Genomic DNA, 2,803 nt, shown 5'->3' on the forward strand with positions numbered 1-2,803 from the left:
GCTCGCTACTCGTTGGGAGATAACAAAGGAGCGGTTGAAGATTATAATCAAACCCTCGGTATCAATCCCAAAGATGCCGAAGCATACAATAATCGAGGTAATGCTCGCGCTCTCATGGGAGATAGTAGAGGAGCAATTGAAAACTATACTCAGGCTATAAATATTAATCCCAATAAAGCTAATGCTTATTATAATCGGGGTTTAGCTTATTATTCTATTGGCGACCATCACAGAGCGATCGCAGATTTCGATCGAGCGCTTGAGCTTAACCCTAATTACGCCGCAGCTTACAATAACCGGGGGCTGGCTCTTCGCGATCGCGGCGATATCCAGCAAGCTTTAGAAGATTTTAATCAAGCTTTGCGATTAAATCCAAACTTATCTGAAGCTTATGTCAGTCGAGGTTTGGTACGCTCGGATTTAGGGGATAAACAGGGAGCGATCGAAGATTTTAGCAAAGCATTGCAACTCAATCCCAAGGATGCTAGAGCGTACAATAGCCGAGGATTTGCTCGCTATAGAGTAGGAGAAAATAGGCAGGCGATCGAAGATTTTAACCAAGCTCTTTTACTAAATCCCAATCTCAGTGCAGCTTACCTGAATCGGGGTCTAGCGCGTTTTCATCTGGGCGATCGATTTGGCGGAATTGAAGATATTAACCGCGCACTTCATCTCGATACAAATAGTACGCCAGTCTTGCAATAAGTAGCTGGGCAGAATTATGTACCCTACGGTAAGGCTTCGCCTACATCTGCGGTTAAATTTTAACTAGCGATTTCAACACACAATCCCATCAATTTTCTGGTTATCAAATGATAACCAGAAGTTGGGTTTCCGAACATTTTCACACAGTGACGGGATGCCTTACCTCAACGATTTCGCCAGATAAACTGAAAGGACGGACTTCCGTGATTTTAACTTGTACCAGTTGACCTTTCAGTTGAGCGATATCGCTGCTGAAAAATGTCAGGCGATTTCCGCGAGTTCTCCCCATTACTTGAGTTGGATCTTTGGGGTTTCGATCTTCTACCAACACTTCTTCAATGCGATCGAAATAACGTTGCGATCGCTCAGCTGCTTTTATGCCAACTAAGTGATTGAGGCGCTGCAATCGATCGACCTTCTCCTCTTCGCTGAGTTGATTTTCCCACAATGCTGCTGGTGTACCCGGACGAGGGGAATAAGCGGCTGTGTTCAACTGGTCAAAACCAATATCTGCCACTAATTTGAGTGTATTCTCAAATTGTGCTTCTGTTTCTCCCGGAAAACCGACGATCGCATCGGCGGTAATCGACGCATCCGGCATATAATCGCGAATTGTATCGATGATGCGACGATATTTCTCCTGGGTGTAACCGCGTCCCATCGCCTTCAGCACTTCGTTATCGCCAGATTGGAAGGGAATGTGAAAATGCTCGCACACTTTCGGTAATTCAGCACAAGCTTTTATCAGGCGTTCTGTGAAATAACGAGGATGGGAAGTCGCAAAACGAATGCGATCGATACCCGGTACATCGCTTACATAGTAAAGCAAATCTGTCAAGGTGTGTTTGTGACGACCTTCTGGCGTTACTCCCGGCAAATCTCGACCGTAGGCGTCGATATTTTGACCGAGTAAAGTTACTTCCTTATAACCCTGACGCCCCAATTCTGCCATTTCGGCGCGAATTGCCTCTGGCGTGCGCGATTGTTCCACACCGCGCACGTTAGGAACGACACAGTAGGTGCAGCGTTCGTTGCAGCCATAAATTACGTTCACCCAAGCTGTGACGGTGCTATCCCGTCGCGGTTTGGTGATATCTTCCATAATATGAACGGGTTCTGTGGCTACGACGCGATCGCCCTCCAATACCTGTTCGAGCAAATCTTTGAGGCGATTGGCGTGTTGTGGCCCCATCACCAAGTCTAACTCTGGCACTCGTCGCAGCAGCGCTTCCCCTTCCTGTTGGGCGACACAACCTGCCAATATCAGAGTCAGGTCGGGTTGTTCCTGCTTGCGCTTTGCCTGTCTTCCCAAGTGAGAATAAACTTTATGTTCGGCGTTATCCCGAATTGTGCAGGTATTGTAGAGAATGACGTTGGCATCGTTGGGATCTTCCGACCACTCAAAACCCATATCCTCCAGGATACCAGCCATGCGTTCGGAGTCGGCTTTGTTCATCTGGCAGCCGAAGGTAGTGATGTGATAGCGGCGAGGAGAGGTGGTCATGGTCAGTTACGGTCAAAAATTGGCAATTTGTTTATAACCCTTATAAATTATAGATTTTGCCTATCTGTTTTGGTGGTTTTTTTCGGTTATTGAATGAGTGGATTTTGGATGAGTGGATTTTGGATTGACTCTGCAAAGCTCGAACTGAGCTTGTAATTCGGCACAATTTTTTGGATGATTCCGCTTGAAATTGCTGGCTTAAAACCCGTTTTTTCAGTCAGCCTTGATTTTGAACTGGTAATATGCTTGCAGTTCTATCATTTTTTTATATCGAGTATTACCTTCTTATTAATTTCAGTAAATTTATCTAGTCTCAATTCTAGCTTGCTACATCTAAAGCTGGGTTTATCTCACATAATTGATGTAGTCTTACTAATTATTTATAATATATACCTTGCGATGGATGTAGAAATTAATCAATTATATTTTAAAACTAAAAAAACGCAGATACCAGAAAAATTTTCGTTATCTACAAATTACAGAAAACCATCTGTTACAATACGAAATAATTTTATAAATTGCGATCGCAAAACTAGAAGTTTTGTTCGATCGCGCTCGCTATGGATGTCTTAGGAACTCGATTATGCTGGAAAC

General features: G+C 44.2%; 2 protein-coding genes. One reads left to right on the plus strand and one right to left on the minus strand.

The features are described 5' to 3' along the window. On the plus strand, positions 1–705 hold a 705-nt coding region (locus H6S82_RS27390; RefSeq protein ID WP_191057042.1), incomplete at its 5' end, for a tetratricopeptide repeat protein. A gap of 139 nt (positions 706–844) precedes the next feature. On the opposite strand, the gene miaB is transcribed toward H6S82_RS27390, so the two are convergent. After that, positions 845–2,209 (minus strand): tRNA (N6-isopentenyl adenosine(37)-C2)-methylthiotransferase MiaB, encoded by a 1,365-nt coding sequence (gene miaB, locus H6S82_RS27395; RefSeq protein WP_190465150.1) that lies wholly within the window; start codon positions 2,207–2,209, stop codon positions 845–847. Between the last annotated feature and the right edge of the window lie 594 nt (positions 2,210–2,803).

Source organism: Planktothrix sp. FACHB-1355, assembly GCF_014748295.1.
In the GTDB taxonomy this organism is placed as follows: domain Bacteria; phylum Cyanobacteriota; class Cyanobacteriia; order Cyanobacteriales; family Aerosakkonemataceae; genus Aerosakkonema; species Aerosakkonema funiforme_A.